Annotated in this window: 17 protein-coding genes; all 17 read left to right on the top strand. The window is 65.2% G+C overall.

What is annotated here, in order from left to right; all coding sequences use genetic code 11:
* Nucleotides 1-137 precede the first annotated feature (137 nt).
* Nucleotides 138-1,136 carry a 16S rRNA (cytosine(1402)-N(4))-methyltransferase RsmH gene (rsmH, locus tag J7E80_RS11790; RefSeq protein ID WP_215051739.1) on the top strand — a complete coding sequence of 333 codons (999 nt, stop codon included), beginning with the start codon at nt 138-140 and terminating at the stop codon, nt 1,134-1,136.
* Nucleotides 1,133-1,789, top strand: a complete 657-nt coding sequence (locus tag J7E80_RS11795; RefSeq protein ID WP_215051741.1) for a hypothetical protein — start codon at nt 1,133-1,135, stop codon at nt 1,787-1,789. The genes rsmH and J7E80_RS11795 overlap by 4 nt, the downstream gene beginning before the upstream one ends.
* Nucleotides 1,790-1,836: 47 nt before the next feature.
* Nucleotides 1,837-3,639 carry a penicillin-binding protein 2 gene (locus tag J7E80_RS11800; protein WP_215051743.1) on the top strand — a complete coding sequence of 601 codons (1,803 nt, stop codon included), beginning with the start codon at nt 1,837-1,839 and terminating at the stop codon, nt 3,637-3,639.
* 83 nt (nt 3,640-3,722) lie between these two features.
* Nucleotides 3,723-5,390, top strand: coding sequence for a UDP-N-acetylmuramoyl-L-alanyl-D-glutamate--2,6-diaminopimelate ligase (locus J7E80_RS11805; protein WP_215051745.1), 1,668 nt, complete (start codon nt 3,723-3,725; stop codon nt 5,388-5,390).
* Nucleotides 5,391-5,396: 6 nt separating this feature from the next.
* The gene (gene murF / locus J7E80_RS11810; protein WP_215051747.1) at nt 5,397-6,866 is read left to right on the top strand and encodes a UDP-N-acetylmuramoyl-tripeptide--D-alanyl-D-alanine ligase; all 1,470 of its coding nucleotides are present in this window, start codon (nt 5,397-5,399) and stop codon (nt 6,864-6,866) included.
* Nucleotides 6,863-7,972, top strand: coding sequence for a phospho-N-acetylmuramoyl-pentapeptide-transferase (mraY, locus tag J7E80_RS11815; protein ID WP_215051749.1), 1,110 nt, complete (start codon nt 6,863-6,865; stop codon nt 7,970-7,972). The genes murF and mraY overlap by 4 nt, the downstream gene beginning before the upstream one ends.
* Nucleotides 7,954-9,588 carry a UDP-N-acetylmuramoyl-L-alanine--D-glutamate ligase gene (gene murD, locus J7E80_RS11820; RefSeq protein WP_215051750.1) on the top strand — a complete coding sequence of 545 codons (1,635 nt, stop codon included), beginning with the start codon at nt 7,954-7,956 and terminating at the stop codon, nt 9,586-9,588. Before mraY ends, murD begins: the two co-directional genes overlap by 19 nt.
* Before the next feature lie 2 nt (nt 9,589-9,590).
* Nucleotides 9,591-10,943: a putative lipid II flippase FtsW gene (gene ftsW / locus J7E80_RS11825; RefSeq protein ID WP_215051752.1), complete on the top strand. Its 1,353-nt coding sequence runs from the start codon at nt 9,591-9,593 to the stop codon at nt 10,941-10,943.
* Nucleotides 10,944-10,953: 10 nt separating this feature from the next.
* Nucleotides 10,954-12,054 (top strand): undecaprenyldiphospho-muramoylpentapeptide beta-N-acetylglucosaminyltransferase, encoded by a 1,101-nt coding sequence (gene murG / locus J7E80_RS11830; protein WP_215051754.1) that lies wholly within the window; start codon nt 10,954-10,956, stop codon nt 12,052-12,054.
* A complete protein-coding gene (gene murC, locus J7E80_RS11835; RefSeq protein WP_215051755.1) occupies nt 12,051-13,430 on the top strand; it encodes a UDP-N-acetylmuramate--L-alanine ligase in 1,380 nt (459 codons plus the stop codon). Before murG ends, murC begins: the two co-directional genes overlap by 4 nt.
* Nucleotides 13,423-14,382, top strand: coding sequence for an FtsQ-type POTRA domain-containing protein (locus J7E80_RS11840; protein ID WP_215051757.1), 960 nt, complete (start codon nt 13,423-13,425; stop codon nt 14,380-14,382). Before murC ends, J7E80_RS11840 begins: the two co-directional genes overlap by 8 nt.
* A gap of 189 nt (nt 14,383-14,571) precedes the next feature.
* Nucleotides 14,572-15,804, top strand: coding sequence for a cell division protein FtsZ (gene ftsZ, locus J7E80_RS11845; protein WP_215051759.1), 1,233 nt, complete (start codon nt 14,572-14,574; stop codon nt 15,802-15,804).
* 87 nt (nt 15,805-15,891) lie between these two features.
* On the top strand, nt 15,892-16,581 hold the full coding sequence (locus J7E80_RS11850) for a polyphenol oxidase family protein (protein WP_215051760.1): 690 nt from the start codon (nt 15,892-15,894) through the stop codon (nt 16,579-16,581).
* On the top strand, nt 16,574-17,308 hold the full coding sequence (locus tag J7E80_RS11855) for a YggS family pyridoxal phosphate-dependent enzyme (protein WP_215051762.1): 735 nt from the start codon (nt 16,574-16,576) through the stop codon (nt 17,306-17,308). The genes J7E80_RS11850 and J7E80_RS11855 overlap by 8 nt, the downstream gene beginning before the upstream one ends.
* 87 nt (nt 17,309-17,395) lie before the next feature.
* The gene (locus tag J7E80_RS11860) at nt 17,396-17,923 is read left to right on the top strand and encodes a cell division protein SepF (protein WP_215051764.1); all 528 of its coding nucleotides are present in this window, start codon (nt 17,396-17,398) and stop codon (nt 17,921-17,923) included.
* Nucleotides 17,924-18,052: 129 nt separating this feature from the next.
* The gene (locus J7E80_RS11865) at nt 18,053-18,340 is read left to right on the top strand and encodes a YggT family protein (RefSeq protein WP_215051765.1); all 288 of its coding nucleotides are present in this window, start codon (nt 18,053-18,055) and stop codon (nt 18,338-18,340) included.
* A gap of 171 nt (nt 18,341-18,511) precedes the next feature.
* Entirely contained in the window at nt 18,512-19,204 is a 693-nt protein-coding gene (locus tag J7E80_RS11870) for a DivIVA domain-containing protein (protein WP_215051767.1), read from the top strand.
* Nucleotides 19,205-19,281: the final 77 nt, after the last annotated feature.

The following is a 19,281-nucleotide window of genomic DNA, read 5'->3' on the forward strand; positions in this document are numbered from 1 at the left end:
TTTCTTGGACGAGATCTCCAGCCGCCCATCCACCGTCCTCCTGGCTCACTTCCCCGGAGCCAGGCGGCCGCCAGGAGAGGCGCGGATGGGGATCTGGCTCAAGAAACACCCCTAGGCGAGTAAGGAAGGACGAAGGAATGAACGATCACGATCCCGCCAAACCGACGTCCGAACGCCATGTGCCAGTCCTGAAGGATCGGTGCATCAATTTGTTGGCCCCGGGCTTCGAAGCAGCACGCCTCCGGGGCGAGACCCCGGTGGCAATCGACGCCACGCTCGGAATGGGAGGCCATTCTGAGGCCATGCTGCAGCGCTTCCCGGACCTTCATCTGGTGGGTATCGACCGCGACGAGGAGGCGCTCGCCCTCGCCGGAGAGCGGCTGAAACCGTTCGCCGGGCGCACGGACCTTGTTCATGCCGTCTACGACGAAATTGCCGAGGTCCTCGAGGACCTCGGCATTTCCGAAGTTCACGGCATCCTGATGGACCTCGGCGTGTCGTCCTTGCAGCTGGACGAGCGGGAACGGGGGTTTGCCTACTCCTTCGATGCGCCCCTGGACATGCGGATGGATACCAGCCGCGGGCAGACCGCGGCCGACGTCGTGAACAACTACAGCGAAGAGGACCTGGTCAGGATCATCCGCAAGTGGGGCGAGGAGAAGTTCGCCGGCCGGATCGCCAACCGGATTGTCACGGCACGGGCCGTGAAGCCCTTTGCCACCACGGGCGAACTGGTGGAGCAGATCCGGGCTGTTGTCCCGGCAGCCGCCGCCAAGTCCGGAGGGCACCCGGCCAAGCGGACGTTCCAGGCGCTGCGGATCGAGGTCAACGAGGAGCTTGAAGTCCTCGAACGGGCAGTACCCGCGGCGGTGGAGGCGCTTGCCCTGGGAGGACGGATTGTCGTCATGTCCTACCACTCGCTCGAGGACAAGATCGTCAAAAGCGTCTTCCAGGCGCGTTCCAAGTCATCGGCTCCGCTGGGGTTCCCGGTGGAGCTCGAAGAACACAAGGCTGAACTTAAGACCCTTACCAAAGGCACCGAAGTGCCTACCGCCGTCGAGATCGCAGAGAATTCGCGCGCAGCATCAGCCCGGCTGCGTGCAGTGGAACGCATCAGAGCCAGGAGAGCCGCATGAGTACCGCAGCTGTCAAGAACTTCACCGCGCCCGGCCGGAACGCCGGGGACACGGACGCCGGGCTCTCCGGGAACCGCAAGGCACGGACACCGCTGTCGGTGGTCCGCTCCGTGCCGCGGAAACGCCGCGCGCCCTTTGTCGTTCTCTGCTTTGGCATGCTCGCCGTGGCGCTGATGGCCGTCCTCGTCCTGAACATCTCTGTGTCCACCGCCCAGTACCAGCTGGTGAAGCTCCGCAGCGAACAGACCAGGCTGACCAAGCAGAACCAGGATCTGACACAACAGGTCCAAAACTTCGAAGCTCCGCAGAACCTGGCGGCCAAAGCCGCAGAATTGGGAATGGTGGCTTCCACCGGCAAAGGCCAGATAGACCTGTCCACCCTGACCGTCAGCGGTGAGGCCAAGCCAGCCGTCAAGGGTGACTCCGCCGGAGCGGTCATTGCCGCCCCGGCCGTGCCGGGGCAGCTCAACGTTGTGCCGCCTGCCAGTATCGCCGATCCGCTGGAAAGCCGGCGGCCGGTGGCTGATGACGTGGCGGCCTTACCGATACGGCGGGTGCCCGCTGCCGCCGCAAAACCCGCGGCGGTCCTGAACGGGGGCACCATCCCGGCGCCGGCCCAGAAGGCGCCAGCCAAGAAAGCACCGGGGCAGTAACTGGCAGGACTCACATGGCTAGCAGCCAGCAAGCAAGGCAGTAAGGGATGATCGTGGCGCGAGGCAAGGCAAGCAGGCAGAAAGTCCCGAACGCTACCAAGCGGCTGCGCCTCGGGCTCAGCATCATGTTGGCGCTGCTGCTGGTCGTGGGCGGAAAGCTTTTCCTGGTCCAGGGCCTTGACGTCGGCGGGATGGCGGAAGCCGCCCTGGATAACCGGCTCCGGCCAACGGTTCTTCCCGCGGAGCGCGGCAGCATTGTGGACGCCAACGGCACAGTGCTCGCCAACAGCGTGATCCGCTACAACATCACCGTGGACCAGGCGGTCAATACCAAAACGGAATCCTTCAAGCGCCTCAAAACAGTGAACGGCGAGGAAGAACTGGTCACGGTTTCCCGCGACCAGGGGATCTCTGAGCTTGCCACCGTTCTGGGCATGGATGTTGATGACGTCCGGGACGCGGTCACGGGCAAGAAGACCTACTACATCGTGGCCAAGGACCTTAAGCCGGACGTTGAAGACCGGGTGTCCAAGCTCCAGATCCCGGGCATTTTCTCCGAAGGAACGAGTAAGCGCGTCTACCCCAACGGCTCGATCGCCGGCGGCATTGTGGGCTTTCTCGAAAACGGCGACAGGGGACAGGCCGGTCTCGAGCAGACTCAGGACGCGATCCTCAGGGGAACTCCCGGCAAGCGCCTTTTTGAGATTGGCGCGGACGGCCTCAGGATTCCCGTGGGTGTGGACCAGTTGACACCGGCGCAGGACGGCAAGGACGTCAAGCTCACCCTCAATTCCGATCTCCAGTATTTCGCCCAGCAGGCCATCCAAAGCCAGTCGGACAAGCTGAGCGCCGAGTGGGGCACCATCATCGTGTCCGACATCAAGACCGGCAACATCATCGCCATGGCGGACACCAATGCCCCCGACCCGAACGATCCCGGCAAGGTAGCGGCCAAGGACCGCGGTGTCCGCGCCGTGACCGCAGCGTACGAACCCGGATCGGTGGAAAAAATGATCACCGCCTCTGCGGTGATTGAAGAAGGCAAAGCCAAACCTCTGGACACCTTTGTCATTCCGCCGTCCTATGTGGTTGACGGCCAGCAGTTCGATGACGCCTTTCCCCACGGGACCGAGAAACGGACGCTGGCGGGTATCCTTGGCTGGTCCATGAACACAGGCACCGTCATGGCCGGCCAGCGGCTGACGAAGGAACAGCGTCATGACTGGCTGAAGAAGTTCGGCATCGGCGAGGCTCCGCGGATCGGCCTGCCGGCAGAGGCCAAGGGCATCCTGACCCCGGCCGACCAGTGGGACGGGCGGCAGCAGTACACAGTGCTGTTTGGCCAGGGTGTGTCGCAGTCGACGCTCCAGACTGTCCGCGCCTACCAGGCAATCGCGAATGGCGGAGTGATGCTGCAGCCGCGGCTCATCGACAGCTACATCAGCCCCGACGGAACCGAAGAGAAAGTTCCCGCACAGCCTCCCCGGAAAATCGTGTCCAAGGAGACGGCCAAGCAAGTCCGCGACATCCTCGAAAGCGCCGTTACCGAAGGCCAGATCAAGGAAGCGGCGATTGACGGCTACCGCGTCGGCGCCAAGACGGGAACGTCGCAGTCGCCCTGCGATGACGGCACGGCAGGCTTCTGTGGTTACACGGCCTCCATGGTGGGAATGGCGCCGATGGACGATCCGCGGTTTATTGTTGAGGTGGTCCTGCAGCGGCCCAAAGGTTCCATTTACGGCATCACCAACGGGCCTGTGTTCCGTTCGGTGATGAGCCAGGTATTGCGGACGTACAACGTTCCGCCGTCCAAGGGTCAGCCGGTCAAGCTGCCGCAGTTCGCCAAGTAGCACACCCGCTTATCAAGACCGCGTGCACCTGAACACTTCGTTCTGCCGTGTCCGTTGGTCCACTAGTACCAACGGAGATCCACTTGTCAGAGCACAACGCCCCCGGCACTGCCGATGCCCAGGACGGGCAGGCTGTCCGCAGCGGCTTCCGCCCCACGGCAGTCGCCTCAGTCGAGCTGGGGGCCATAGGCCAGTGGGTCGGCGTCACGGTGGCCGGGGCTGCGGCCTCCGTCCCGGTTACCGGCATCTCCCTCAATTCACGCACGGTGGAGCGCGGGGACCTCTATGTGGCGCTCCCGGGTTCCGCGCACCATGGCGCCGACTTCGCCGCCACGGCGATTGAGTCCGGTGCGGTGGCCGTGCTGACGGACGACGCCGGTGCGCGGCTCCTTGCGCTGTTGCCCGACACTTCGGTTCCGGTGCTGGTGGTGGATGAGCCGCGCTCCGTGGTGGGCCGGCTGTCGGCGCTGATCTACCGGAGCCAGACCTCCGACGCGTCCTCGCCCTCGCTCTTCGGCGTCACGGGCACCAACGGCAAGACGACCACCACCTACTTCCTCAATTCCCTGCTCCAGGCTCTGGGGAAGAAGACCGGGCTGATCGGCACCATCGAGATTGTGGCCGGCGGCGATCCGATCCCCAGTCTCCTGACGACGCCCGAGTCCACAGACATCCATGCCCTGCTCGCCCTGATGCGGGAACGGGGGCTCGATGCGGCGTCCATGGAGGTGTCCTCCCACGCCGTCTCATTCCGCCGGGTGGACGGCGTCGTGTTCGACGTCGTCGGCTTCACCAACCTGACCCAGGATCATCTTGACCACCACGGGACGATGGATGACTACTTCCGCACCAAGGCGGAGCTCTTCTCGCAAGAGCGGGCCCGCGCCGCCGTTGTGACGGTCGACGACGATTGGGGACGGCGCCTCGCCGCTGAGGCCCGGATCCCGGTGACCACGCTTTCAACCCTGCCGACCGTCGTGTCCAACGGTACGTCCGACTCCGTCGATGACGCCGACTGGACCGTCACGGACCAGCGGTCGCGCGGCCTCGGCACGGAATTCACCCTCCGCGGCCGCGCAGGCGTGGAATTGAGGGTGCACACCGGGCTGCCCGGAACCTTCAACGTCTCCAATGCGGCGTTGGCCCTTGCCATGGTGCTGGCCAGCGGTGCCGATCCGGCCGAAGTGCAGGCAGCCCTCGATGCCGGCGACCCTTTCACTGTCGCCGTGCCTGGCAGGATGCAGCTCGTGTCCGCCAAGCCCGCCGCCGTGGTCGACTTCGCGCACAATCCCGATGCCCTGGCCCGCGCACTGGAGGCCGTCAGGTCCACGGACCCTTCGTCCAGGGTCATAGTGGTCTTCGGCGCCACCGGGCAGCGGGACCAAGGGAAGCGTCCTGCCATGGGTGCCATCGCTGCCCGGCTCGCCGACGTCGTCATCATCAGCGACGACGATCCCCACGACGAGGATGCCGCGGCCATCCGGGCTGACGTGCTGGTCGGCGCAACGGATGCCAAGGAAGCCGAACAGCTCGACTGCCGGATTCTGGAAGTCTTCCCCCGCGACGAGGCCATTCGGAAGGCTGTTGAACTCGCAGCCCCCGAGGACACCATCCTGGTTGCCGGACGCGGGCATGAAGTGTGGCAGGAGGTCAAGGGAGTGAACCTTGCCCTCGACGACAGGGTGGAGCTCCGGAACGCCTTGACGGCACGTGGATTCACCGTTCTTGAAGACGACCGGATAGAGTCCTAGACCGACATGATTGCATTTACTGCGGCGGAAATCGCCGAAATCACCAACGGCCGACTCCTCGCCGATCCCGAGATCACCCCCGGCTCAGTGGTGACCGACTCACGCGAAGCCATCAACGGCTCGCTTTACGTGGCCAAACCGGGCGAATACGCGGACGGACACGAGTTCATGGCGTCCGCCTTTGAGCGTGGCGCCGTGCTGGCGCTTTCCGAACGCGACGTCACCGACGCCGCCGGGCAGAGCTACCCGGCCGTAGTGGTCGACGACGCCGTCCTCGCCATGGGCGCCCTGGCAGCAGAGGCCGTCCGCCGGATCAGGGCACGCCGCGAAGCCGCCGGCGAAGAGCTTACCGTGATCGGCATCACCGGGTCGGCAGGCAAGACCACCACCAAGGACCTCCTGGCCGGCATCCTCTCCAGCGAAGCCAACACCGTGGCACCCCAAGGCTCCTACAACGGCGAGGTGGGCGTGCCGCTCACGGTATTCCAGGCCGGGTTCGATACCCGGTTCCTCGTCATTGAAATGGGCGCCACAGGCATCGGCCACATCCGCTACCTGAGCGAGATGGTCCGCCCGGAAATCGGCGTGGTCCTTGGTGTGGGAACGGCCCATGCGGGCGAATTCGGCGGTGTCGAGAACATCGCGGCGGCCAAGGGAGAGCTCGTTGAAGCGCTGCCCATAACCGGCACGGCGGTCCTGAACCTTGACGATCCCCGGGTAGCCGCCATGGCCGGACGCACCTCCGCTGCCGTTTTCGGTTTCTCCTCGCGCAATGCCGCCTCAGACGGATCGGTGGCCCGGGCCCTGCACCTGGATACCAACGCCGCGGGCCATCCGGAATTCGACCTTGCCCTGCCGGGGGAGGAGCCTGTCCACGTCAGCAGCAGGCTCATCGGAGAGCACCACGTCGCAAACCTCCTTGCCGCGGCAGCCGCCGCTCACGCCGCCGGCATCCCCGCGGCGCGCATCGGCGCCTCCCTTAGCACCCAGTCGGCAGCCAGCCGCTGGCGCATGGAACGCACCGAACGGGCCGACGGCGTGACCATTATCAACGACGCGTACAACGCCAACCCGGAATCCATGCGGGCCGCACTGCGCACGCTCGCCGACCTTGGCCGCGGCCGCCGCACCTGGGCCGTCCTCGGGGCCATGCTGGAGCTGGGCGACGAGTCTATCCGCGAGCACACCGCCGTGGGCACCCAGGTGGTCCGCCTGAACATCTCACGCCTGCTGGTGGTGGGACGGGAAGCGCGGGCGCTGTACGTTTCGGCCATCCAGGAGGGGTCCTGGGGCGAGGAATGCATCTTTGCCGAGACTGCGGAAGAGGCCTTCGACGTGCTGGAGGCCGAGCTGGAACCTGGCGACCTGGTGCTGTTCAAGTCCTCGAACAGCATCGGCCTGCGCCATTTGGGCGATCGGATAGCATTACCCCGACAAAACCGCGCAAATGCCAATGAAGGGAGCGAGCTGCTGTGATTGCACTATTGATCGGCGCTGGCCTGGCCCTGCTGATGGCATTGGTAGGCACGCCGCTGTTTATCCGCCTTCTCGTCCACAAGAGCTATGGCCAGTTCATCAGGGATGACGGACCGACCTCACACCACACCAAGCGCGGCACCCCGACCATGGGCGGAACCGTGGTGGTGACCGCTGTCATCCTCAGTTACGGGCTGACGCACCTCCTCATGTGGATGATGAATCCGCGCTCGGCCGGTCCTTCCGTCTCGGCGCTGCTGCTGCTGTTCCTGATGGTGGGCATGGGCCTCGTGGGGTTCGTGGATGACTTCATCAAGATTTCACGGCAGCGCAGCCTCGGGCTGAACGCCAAGGCCAAGCTGATCCTTCAGGGCGCGGTGGGTATCGCCTTCGCGGTCATGGCGCTCAATTTTCCAGACCCCGGCGGCCTTACGCCGGCGTCCACCAAGATCTCCCTCGTCCGCGACATCCCCTGGCTGGACCTGGCCTTCGGCGGAACAGTGCTCGGGGCGGTCCTCTTCGTCCTCTGGTCCAACCTGATCGTCACCGCAGCCACCAACGGAGTGAACCTGACTGACGGCCTGGACGGGCTGGCGGCAGGTGCCGCCGTGATGGTCTTCGGCGCCTACACGCTGATGGGAATCTGGCAGAGCAACCAGGCCTGCGGCTCGCCGCGCCAGGCCGGTAGCGGCTGCTACTCCGTGCGGGACCCCCTCGACCTTGCACTGCTGGCCGCCATTATGAGCGCGGCGCTGGTGGGCTTCCTGTGGTGGAACACCTCCCCGGCAAAGATCTTTATGGGCGACACCGGATCCCTGGCAATCGGCGGCGCCATCGCCGGGTTCGCCATCCTGTCACGCACCGAACTGCTGCTCGCCTTCATCGGCGGCCTCTTCGTTCTGATCACCCTGTCGGTCATCATCCAGGTGGGCTACTTCAAGGTCACCAAGGGCAAGAGGTTCTTCAAGATGGCTCCGCTCCAGCACCACTTCGAACTCAAGGGCTGGGCCGAAGTCACCGTGGTCGTCCGTTTCTGGATCCTGGCCGGCCTTTTCGTCGCCGCGGGTTTGGGCATCTTCTACGCAGAATGGGTGGTCCTGCTGTGAGCGGCACCGCAACCGGCACAGAGGCCGGAAACGCCAAAACCGGAAGCGGCGCGTCTGCCGGGGCGGCCAGGCTGAAGGACCTCGTCAGCTGGGACTCCGACTGGGCGGGACTTCGCGTAGTAGTCACGGGCATCGGTGTCTCCGGCTTCTCCGCCGCCGACACCCTCATCGAACTGGGTGCCCGCGTGGTGGTGGTGGACGCCTCGACGACCGAGACCGCGAACGCCAAGGCGGACACACTCAGGATCGTCGGGGCGGCTGACGTGCTCCTCGGTGAGGACGCCGTCAGGTCGGTGCCGAAAATCGATGGCATGAAGCCGGACCTGATCGTGACGTCGCCCGGCTGGCGGCCGGATCAGGCACTGCTCGCAGCTGCCGCCCGCGCCCACATTCCGGTCTGGGGCGACGTCGAGCTCGCCTGGCGCCTGCGGGTCCGTGAAGGGCGCAAGACGCCGGACTGGCTGACCATCACCGGAACCAACGGAAAGACGACGACGGTCGGCCTGACCGAGTCCATGCTGCGGGCCGCGGGCCTGAAGGCGATCGCCGTGGGCAACGTGGGCACGCCGATTCTTGACGCGCTCCGGGATCCCGTGGAGTACGACGTTCTCGCGGTGGAGCTGTCCAGCTTCCAGCTGCACTGGTGCGACTCCGTGTCGGCTGTCGCCAGCGTTTGCCTCAACGTGGCGGAGGACCATGTGGACTGGCACGGGTCCTACACGTCCTACCTCGCGGACAAGGCCAAGATCTATGAACACACGCAGAAGGCCTGCATCTACAACGCCGAGCAGATCGAAACTGAACGCATGGTGGAGTACGCGGACGTAGTGGAGGGCTGCAGGGCCGTCGGTTTCACCACGGTCACCCCGGCGATCAGCATGCTGGGCGTCGTCGAGGGCCTGCTCGTGGACCGCGCATTCATTGCCGAGCGCAAGGACAGCGCGGCCGAGCTTGCGTCGATGGCTGATCTTGGGCCCGTGGCTCCGCGGCACATGGTAGCCAATGCGCTGGCCGCCGCCGGACTGGTGAGGGCCTACGGACTCAGCGCCGAAGACGTGCGGCTGGGACTGCAGGCCTACATCCCCGGAAGCCACCGCATCCAGCCTGTGGCCAAGCAGAACGGCGTCCTCTGGATCAACGATTCCAAAGCCACAAATCCGCACGCTGCTGCGGCGTCGCTGTCCGCCTTCGACCCCGTCGTGTGGATCGCCGGCGGCCTGTCCAAGGGAGTCAGCTACGACGAACTCGTGCGCGGGCACGCCGGCCGGCTTAAGGCCGTGGTGCTTATTGGCAAGGACACTGCGTCCCTGGAAGAGTCCCTGCAGCGACACGCGCCGGATGTACCGGTCATCCGGCCAGACGCGGGCGACACTGAAAATGTGCAGTCAGCCGCAGCCGGTCATGACGCCGCGCCGTCTTCACCAGAATCCGGCGAGGCAGTGATGGCGCGGGCGGTCACGTCAGCGGCACAGCTCGCCACCTCGGGTGACACTGTGCTCCTGGCCCCGGCGGCTGCCTCCATGGATCAGTTCTCTTCCTATGCTCACCGTGGCGACGCCTTCATCGAAGCAGTCCGCGAGCTCGTGGAAGGGCAGGCTCAGACCGGCAAGGAGTAAGAATGGTCAGCACGCCCACACGTCCCGCGGCAGCAAGGCCACGGACCACGGATGCTGTCCGCGGCGCCGCCGCCGGGGCTGCCGCCCGGCCTGCCGGCAGTTCCGGGCTGCAGCGGCCGCCTCTGCCGATCAGGGTCCGCCGCTGGTACCGCCGCTTCTGGTCCGCCCTGGAGGGCACCGGGAAGTCCCGGAACGGCTCCACCTACTACCTCATCCTGGGCACGACCCTCGCGCTAACGGCCATCGGCATCATGATGGTGCTCTCCGCATCCAGCGTGGAGGCCATCGCGGCAGGAGAGTCCCCCTACTCGGCAGCCCTGAAGCAAGGGCTGTTCGCGGGGATCGGCATCTTCCTGATGTTCATGCTGTCGCGGATCAACGTGGTCTGGCTGAAGCGACTTGCGTGGCCGGGCATGATGGTCGCCTATGGCCTGCTGGGGCTGGTGCTGGTGATCGGCACCAGCGTGAACGGCAACAAAAACTGGATTGAAGTGGGCTCCTTCTTCACACTGCAGCCCTCGGAGGCCGCGAAGCTTGCCCTGGCGCTCTGGATGGCGACGGTACTCGCCAAGAAGTCAAAGCTGATTCACCGCTGGCAGCATGCAGTGATTCCCGTGGTCCCGCTGGCCCTCGGCATCATCGGACTGGTCCTGGCCGGAAACGACCTCGGCACGGGCATGATCATCATGATGGTCATGGCGGCCGCACTCTTTTTCGCCGGTGTGCGCCTCTACCTCTTCGGCTTCGCGGCGGTTGCCGGCGCAGCGGCCACGGCGGTCATGGCCATGACGAGCTCGAACCGCATGTGCCGCATCACCTCCTGGTGGACGGGACAGGGGTGCGGCGACGGCGTGGACGCCAACTACCAGTCAACCAACGGCCTTTACGGGCTGGCCTCGGGCGGCTGGTTCGGTGTCGGCCTGGGCCAGAGCCGGCAAAAGTACAGCTGGATACCGGAAGCCCACAACGACTTCATTTTCGCCATCATCGGCGAGGAACTCGGCTTGGTGGGGACCGTTGTCGTGCTGGTCCTCTTTGCCATCCTCGGTGCCGCGATCTACCGCGTGGTAGTCGCCCAGGAAGATCTGTTCCACCGGGTCCTCGCCGGCACCATCATGGTCTGGCTCCTGGGCCAGGCCACGGTCAACATGGCTGTGGTCACGGGACTGGTCCCGGTGATCGGGGTTCCACTGCCCTTCATTTCCTACGGCGGGTCGGCCCTGCTGATGTCGCTCTGCGCAATCGGCGTAGTGTTGTCCCTGGCCAGGGTCCAGATGGCACCGAACCTCAGGCCGCGCAAACTGCTGGGCACACTCCGGAAGCCCGCCGGCAAGAAATCCCGTACGAAAGCGTAAACAGCACCTGATGAAAACCGAGTCATTGTCCGTGGTCCTCGCCGGTGGCGGAACGGCGGGCCATATCAATCCGCTGCTGGCCATTGCGTCGGCAATCCGCGAAGCCCGCCCGGACGCCCGGCTGCTGGCTGTCGGAACGTCCTCCGGGATGGAGACCACCTTGGTTCCGGCCGCCGGGCTCGAGCTTGCCACCATAGACCGGGTTCCGTTTCCCCGCCGTCCCTCCGCGGATCTCCTGCGCCTGCCCGCCCGTCTGGCCGGCGCCGTGAAGCAGGCCGGGCGCATTCTCGACGACGCCGGAGCCGACGTCCTGGTGGGAGTCGGTGGTTATGTCTGCACGCCCATGTACCTCGCCGCATGGCGGCGAAAGATCCCCATCGTCATCCACGAGGCCAACGCCCGTCCCGGCCTGGCGAACAGGGTAGGCGCCAGGCTCAGCAACCACGTGGCGGTGGCCTTCGCGGGCACTCCGCTGCGGAACGCCCGCCACGTGGGCATGCCCATGCGCCGGGAAATTTCCGCCATGGTCCGCGCAACGGCCCGCGAGGGCGCGCTGACCGCCCTTGGACTGCAGCCGGACAAGCCCGTGCTCATCGTGACAGGCGGGTCCTCCGGCGCCCAGAGCATCAACCGGACGGTTGCCGCGTCCCTCGAGGCCTTGGCAGAGGCCGGAATCCAGACGCTCCACATCACCGGCCGCGGCAAGTCGGTCGAGGATCAGGACGGCAACGCCCTGCAGGCCGAAGGCTACCGCCAGCTTGAATACGTGGACGGAATGGAGTCGGTCTACGCCGCCGCGGACCTCCTGCTGGCCCGCTCCGGTGCAGCCACGGTGTGCGAGGTCGCCGCCGTCGGCGTTCCAGCCGTTTTCGTGCCGTTGCCCATAGGCAACGGCGAGCAGGCACTCAATGCGGACGGGCTGGTGCAGGCCGGCGGCGCACTTCTCGTGGCGGACCGTGAATTCACCCCGGAATGGGTCCGAAGCCGGCTCATTCCGCTCCTGACAGACCGCGCCAGGCTTGAGTCCATGGCAGCGAACTCCGAAAACCTAGGCATCAGGGATGCCGACCGGCTCATGGCCGGTCTTGTACTGGAAGCGGTATCCAAATGACCAGCAACGGAACACGTCACCAGGACTCGCTTGGCCGCGTCCACTTCATCGGCATTGGCGGTGTCGGCATGTCCGCCGTGGCCCGGATCATGGTGGCCCGCGGGGTACCGGTCAGCGGTTCCGATGTCAAGGACCTGCCCGTCATGGCAGACCTCGCCGCGGCGGGGGCCCGGATTTCTGTGGGCTACGCGGCAGCGAACGTTGGCGACGCCCAGACTGTGGTTGCGGGTTCGGCCATCCGTGCGGACAATCCTGAGCTGGCCGCAGCCAAGGCTGCGGGGCTGCCAGTCCTGCACCGTTCCGAGGCCCTGGCCGCCACCATGGGAGGGGATCTCGTTGTCACCGTGGCCGGCACGCACGGAAAGTCCACCACCACGTCCATGATTGCCGTGCTGCTCCAAGGCGCCGGCCTGGACCCGTCCTTCGCCATCGGGGCCAACGTCCCGGCGCTCGGAGTCAACGCAGCCAACGGCACCTCCAACGTGTTCGTGGCTGAGGCCGACGAATCCGATGGCTCTTTCCTGAACTACCGCCCGCAGATCGCGGTCGTCACGAACGTGGAACCGGATCACCTGGACTACTACGGCTCCGCTGAGGCCGTTTACGAATCGTTCGACCATTTCACCGCGCTGCTGCCCGCTGACGGCGTCCTCGTGGCTTGTGCCGATGACGCCGGGGCGCTCGCCCTCGCGCGGCGCACCCAGGAGCGCGGCAACACACGGGTAGTGCTCTATGGCACCACCGACGCCGCCGACCTGCGGCTCTCCGATGGCGGCCCCGGCAACGTCAGCATTTCGACGGCGGCAGGCCAGGTTCCGCTGGCCCTGCAGGTCCCGGGACGCCACAACGCGCTCAACGCGGCGGCGGCAATGGCCGTGGCGCTCGAGCTGGGTGTGGAGGCCGCCACGGCCGCCTCTGCCCTGGCACGGTTCTCCGGTGCGTCACGCCGGTTCGAATTCAAGGGTGAAGGCAGGGGAGTGCGGGTCTACGACGACTACGCCCACCACCCCACTGAGGTCCGGGCGGCGCTTGCCGCCGCCCGGTCCGTAGCCGGGGACCACAAAGTGCACGTGTTGTTCCAGCCGCACCTGTTTTCCAGGACACGGGAATTTGCGAAGGAATTCGGCGAGGCCCTTAACACCGCGGACACGGCCCTGGTGCTGGACATTTATCCGGCCCGTGAAGATCCCATCCCCGGGGTGACCAGCGGGCTGATCGCCGAACACCTGGGGGCGCAAGGGCGCCTGGTCTCAGGGGGCGCACCGGCCGTGGAGGCCCTCTCCGCCGTGGCACAGCAGGGCGATATCATCCTGACCGCCGGTGCCGGTGACGTCACGGCGTACGGGCCGCTGATCGTGGAGTCGCTCAGTGGCTAGTACCCGCCGGCCCACCTACAGGCCGGCCAGCTCCGGAAAACGGGACAAGGTTCCGGCACCAGGCAAGGAACCGGGCGTCATCACCGCCTCCAAGAGCGCTCCCGTTGTGCCCAGGGACCATGGGCAGGACCGGCAGGACCGCCGGCAGGGGCAGGGGAAGCGGCCGGGAAAGTCTGCGAACAAACAGCAGAACCCCAAGCCAGGAGAGCAGAGGGCCGGCGCTGAACCGGACAATGTGCTGGCCTTTCCCGAGCCCAAGGGCAAGCGGATCAGGCGGAACGTCATTATTGCGGCCTGCGTGGTGACCGCCCTCGTGGCGGGCCTGCTGCTTGCCGCCGTCTATTCACCGATGCTTGCGGTAAAAACGGTAACGGTCAGCGGTACCAAGCTGCTCAAAGCCGCACAGGTCAAGGCAGCGCTCAAACCGCTTGAGGGCAAGCCACTGCCCCAGGTGAACGATGACGAAGTCGGCAGGCTGCTGAAGCCCCTCGTCCAGATCAAATCGGTGACCACGGAAGCGCACCCGCCTTCCGACCTGGTGGTGCACGTCCGGGAGCGGGTCCCGGTAGCGCTCGTCAAGAGGGGTTCTGAATATCTCCTTGTAGACGTGGACGGTGTGCGACTCAGCACGACGGCCGATCCCACGAAGGTGAAGCTACCCGTCATCGACGGCGGCGCCGGGGCCATCGGCAAGGACCTGTTCCAGGCCACGACTGCCGTCCTGGGCGCCCTGCCGGCCGACGTGCTGGCCAAGCTGTCCAACGCTTCCGCGAAATCCGTCGATGCCGTGCAACTGAAGCTGGTGGACGGGCAGACGATCATCTGGGGAAACGCGGGCGAGAAGGAACTGAAGGCACGGGTGCTGGAGGCGCTCCTGAAGGTTCCGGCCGACCCTGCCAATCCCGTCAATATCTACGACGTCAGCGTGCCGCGGCATCCCGTGACGCGCTGACGCGCTCTATTTCGCGGTGATTAGTACGACACGCTGCCGCGGTATTTGAATGTACGAAGCATAGGAAATAGCGTCACAGACATGAGTTACTTGACATAACTATAACCTTCAACTCGAAGGTTAAGGTTCACAGCTTCAAGCTCGACTCCATCAGTTTTCGCAATAGGACACGAACAAGGGACACGTAACGTGGCAGCTCCGCAGAATTACTTGGCCGTCATCAAGGTCGTCGGCATCGGCGGCGGTGGCGTGAACGCAGTCAACCGCATGATCGAAGTGGGTCTCCGCGGTGTCGAATTCATCGCGATAAACACCGATGCCCAGGCCCTGCTGATGAGTGATGCCGACGTCAAACTTGATGTCGGGCGCGAACTGACCCGCGGCCTTGGTGCAGGTGCGAACCCGGAGGTCGGCAAGCAGGCTGCCGAGGACCACGCTGACGAGATCGAGGAAGTGCTCCGTGGTGCCGATATGGTCTTTGTGACTGCAGGCGAAGGCGGCGGCACCGGAACGGGTGGCGCGCCGGTAGTCGCCCGTATCGCACGTTCCCTGGGTGCGCTGACCATTGGTGTGGTGACGCGTCCCTTCACGTTCGAAGGGCGTCGCCGTGCAGGTTCTGCGGAGGCTGGCATCGACGCTCTGCGTGACGAGGTCGATACCCTGATCGTCATCCCGAACGACCGCCTGCTGTCCATCAGCGACCGCAACGTCTCGGTCCTGGACGCATTCCGCTCCGCCGATCAGGTCCTGCTGTCCGGTGTCCAGGGCATCACCGACCTGATCACCACCCCTGGCCTGATCAACCTCGACTTCGCCGACGTGAAGTCCGTCATGCAGGGCGCCGGATCGGCCCTCATGGGCATCGGTTCGGCCCGCGGCGAGGACAGGGCTGTCAAGGCTGCCGAACTCGCGATCGCGTCCCCGCTGCTTGAGGCGTCCATCGACGGCGCCCACGGCGTTCTGCTCTCGATCCAGGGCGGTTCCGACCTGGGCCTGTTCGAGATCAACGAAGCCGCACGCCTGGTCCAGGAAGTGGCCCACCCCGAAGCCAACATCATCTTCGGTGCCGTGATCGACGACGCCCTCGGCGACGAGGCCCGTGTCACGGTGATCGCTGCCGGTTTCGACGACGTCAAGGCCACCTCGCCGTCGATGGACCAGTCGCAGCCGCAGGCTGCGCCGCAGCGCCCGGCGGTTCCGGCCGCAGCGCCGTCCGGCCAGGCGCCGTCGAGCAGCCAGCACGTCCACGTCCAGCCGGTGCACGCCGGAGTCGGCGCCTCTGGTCTGAGCAATTGGGGCCAGCAGCGCCAGTCTGCCATCCCCGCGGACTCGGGGTTCGACGTCGACCTTCCGTCGGTCGTGGAGCCGGACCTCTCCGGTAGCCGCGCCGATGACCTGGATGTTCCGGACTTCCTGAAGTAGGCGCTGGACGGACGGCTGTGCCGTCCGGAGGTTCCTGATTATCGCTCTCCTGATTGTCGGTGTTTTTGATTGTTGTCGGTGTTCTGATTGTTTGTGTGGCGTGCTGAAGTCCTTCCCGGTGTGTCGGTGGCGTTCACCGATTCAGCGGCGGGCAATCTCGCACTGCATGTGGGGGATGACGGGCGGTCGGTCATGCGCCGACGGGAGGAACTGGAGGCTGCTGCGGGCATTGCACCCCGCCGGTTCCAGTACATGAACCAGGTGCACGGCAATCACGTTGCCGTGATGGAGTCCGGCGGTCCGGCGCCCACGGCGGATGCCATGGTTTCACGCGGCCTTCCCCTGGCGGTCATGGTTGCCGACTGCATTCCTCTGGTGCTGGTGGGTGACGGCAGCGCCGGTCCGGTACTGGGCGTGGTACATGCCGGGCGTCCGGGGCTCGCTTCGGGTGTCATTCCCGCCGCACTTGACCAGTTGCGGACGGCGGGGGCGACTGAGATCCGCGCCTGGCTTGGACCCTCGATCTGCGGGCGCTGCTACGAAGTGCCGGCCGACCTGCGGGCGGACGTTGCCGCCGTCGTGCCTTCCGCATGGTCGACCACAAGCTGGGGGACGCCCGCGCTTGACCTGCCGGCCGGAGCGGCAAGCCAACTCGAATCAGAGGGCGTGCTGATTGAATACCGGGGACCCTGCACCCTTGAAACTGACGCGCTCTACTCCTACAGGAGGGACAGGCAGTCGGGCCGGTTCGCTGGCCTGGCATGGACCCATGAGTGAAATGACACCGGAAACGGATCCCCGGACAGCGCAACTGGGCCGGCGGTTGGCCGAAGTTAGACAACGGATTGCGGAGGCAACCGCCGCCGCGGGGCGCACGGACCCGCCGCGGCTCATCGTCGTCACCAAGTTCCACCCTGCCGAGGACATCCGCAGGCTGGCCGAACTGGGTGTGTCCGATTTTGGCGAGAACAGGGACCAGGAGGCCTCGGAAAAGGCCGCCCTGCTCGCGGGACTTGACGTCAGATGGCACTTCGTGGGCCAGCTCCAAAGCAAAAAGGCCAAGACAGTGGTCCGGTATGCGCACGCCGTCCACTCCGTGGACCGTCCGCAGCTCATAGGGGCACTTGGCAGGGCGATGGCCGCGGAACAGGAGCGGTCAGGACGCGGCAGCCTTGACTGTTTCATCCAGGTGAGCCTGGACGAAGCTGCCGGCTCCCACCGCGGCGGTGCTGCCCCCGACGACGTTCCAGTGCTGGCTGACCAGCTGGAAGAGGCCGGCGGACTTCGCCTGGCCGGCGTCATGGCGGTCGCCCCCCTGGGAGCTGACCCGGAGCGGGCCTTCGCGAAACTGGCGGATATTTCGGCCGGATTGCGGGCCGGACACCCGTCTGCCGTGGGGGTTTCCGCGGGCATGAGCCAGGACCTCGAAGCCGCCATCCGTTTCGGCGCGACACACCTCAGGATCGGCTCGGATATTCTCGGTTCGCGCCCGGCGGTGCGGTAGCGTCTGAGTATTGGAATGAATGGCGGGCATTCCATGGCTGTCAGGCGATTTCAGCGGCCCGCTTACGGAGACGATTAGGAGTCGACCATGGCCGGCGCTCTGCGCAAGACAATGATCTATCTTGGGCTCGCCGATGGCGATGAGCACTACGAGTCTGAGCTTTCCAACCAGCAAAAGGACGAGGACCACATGCCGCTTGACCGCGAGGAACGCCGTGCACCGGCACCTGTCCGCGAGGTCGTCCGCGAAACGCCACCCGCTGCCGAAGAGGAATACCGCGCACCCGTGACACCTATTAAACGTGCGGCGTCGAGCCGCGAAGAGACCACCGGACTGCGACAGATCACCACGATCCACCCCAGGTCCTACAATGACGCCAAACTCATTGGTGAGAGCTTCCGGGACGGGATCCCCGTCATCATGAACGTCACCGACATGGGTGAGGCTGACGCCAAGCGCCTCGTTGATTTCTCCGCAGGTCTTGTCTTCGGCCTTCGTGGAAGCATTGAGCGCGTCACGAATAAGGTCTTCCTGCTGTCGCCGTCGTATGTTGAAGTCATCGGCGACGACAAAAAGGCTAGCGAGACCACCGCCAGTTTCTTCAACCAAAGCTAGAGAAGGCCCCTGAATGCCAGACAGGGGACACCTGCCTGGCATCCGTGCTGAAATAGTGGTGAAGTGCAACAGGCAGACCCGCAGGATGCCTCGGCATCCGGAATGAACATTGGAGATATCGGTTAGCTCATGGGATTAGTATTCGGGCTCGTCTATATCGTCCTGCTGTTCGTCTTCGTGGCGCTGATCGTGCGGCTGGTGTTTGACTGGGTCCAGATGTTCGCTCGCGAGTGGCGCCCGCGGGGCGTGGCCCTTGTGGCGGCCCACGCGGTGTACTCGATCACGGACCCGCCTTTGAAAGTCCTGCGCCGCGTCATCCCGCCCCTGAGGCTTGGGGGCGTCTCACTGGATCTAGGCTTTCTGGTGCTGTTTATTGCCCTCAGCGTGGCAATGTCGATCACCAGGGGCTTCGCATAGTTTCATAACAGCTAGCAGCGCAGCGGCGGCCCCACAGGCGGCCGCGGTCCGCTCTAAAGAATCTCCGGTTTGACATCACGGTGTTGAATTGTAGAAAACAGACCATATTTAGGTACCGTAGTTTTGACGGCCGGAAGGCCTACTGACTAACTAGACCAACGAGGTGACCAGATGGCTTTGACGCCAGAAGACGTTGTCAACAAGCGCTTTCAGCCGACCAAGTTCCGCGAAGGCTACGACCAGGACGAAGTTGATGACTTCCTGGACGAAATCGTCGTTGAGTTGCGCCGCCTGAACCAGGAAAACGACGAACTTCGCAAGAAGCTCGCCGAGGGCGGTTCCGGATCTCCTGCCGCTACCGCGGCAGTGGCACCGGTCGTTGAAAAGGTTCCCGCGCCCGCCAAGGCCGACAAGGACGAAGCGCGTGCTAAGGCGGAAGCCGAAGCAAAGGCTGCCGAGCTTGCCAAGAAGAAGGAAGCCGAGCAGTCGGCCGCCCTTGCAGCACAGGTACCTGCCGCTGGCGGCGGCGTCTCTGAGTCCGCCGCAGGCCTGCTGGCCATGGCGCAGCAGATGCACGACCGCCACGTGGCTGACGGCCAGGAGCAGCGCGACAAAATCATCGCCGAAGCACAGATCGAGGCCAGCAGCCTCGTCAACGATGCCCAGGAGAAGTCCCGCAAGATCCTTGGCGCCCTCGAGCAGCAGCGGTCAGTCCTCGAGCGCAAGGTGGAGCAGCTCCGCGGCTTCGAACGCGACTACCGCTCGCGCCTGAAGGCCTACATCGAAGGCCAGCTGCGCGATCTGGACGCCCGAGGCTCAGTCGCCGCCCCCGAGGTCGGCGAGAGCAGCAACGCTGCCGTTTAGCACGTATTCTGAAAGCCGGTGGCTGAGGATTCCTCGGCCACCGGCTTTTGTGATTAACAACGGTCCCCGAATGAAAG

This window comes from Arthrobacter sp. ISL-28 (genome assembly GCF_018613875.1).
Classification (GTDB): Bacteria; Actinomycetota; Actinomycetes; order Actinomycetales; family Micrococcaceae; genus Arthrobacter.